The organism is Pseudomonas hunanensis (genome assembly GCF_013393325.1).
GTDB classification, from domain to species: Bacteria; Pseudomonadota; Gammaproteobacteria; order Pseudomonadales; family Pseudomonadaceae; genus Aquipseudomonas; species Aquipseudomonas putida_P.
This window is the reverse complement of the sequence record NZ_QJRC01000017.1, coordinates 1-297: the sequence shown is the minus strand read 5'-3', so window position 1 is coordinate 297 and position 297 is coordinate 1. Positions and strand designations below refer to the sequence as shown.

1 pseudogene is annotated in these 297 nt (G+C 63.3%); it reads right to left on the bottom strand.

The features are described 5' to 3' along the window. Positions 1-297: pseudogene (locus tag DM807_RS00195) on the bottom strand (T6SS effector BTH_I2691 family protein); the annotation flags it as partial.

Here is a 297-nt window from a genome sequence, read left to right as displayed (position 1 = left end):
ACGGATTTTCCGTGATGACCTGGCTGGTGATCCGGTAGCGCGCTGCCAATAGCCCCAGCGCTTTCTCGGCATTGCCTTCACGCGCCGCCATCAACACCTGCTGGCGCAGGCCATGGCTGGCATCCCAGCGTGTTTGCCCACGCAGGCGCTTGAGCACCACGGTATTGACCGTCTGGGCGGTGAGGTCGGTGATGCCGACCATGGCCGGAAAGCGGCCGGCCAAGCCTTCGATCACGTTATCGCTGGCGCCGAGCAAACTGCCGATCGCGTCGGCCTTGTCCTTGAATGGGTTGAACG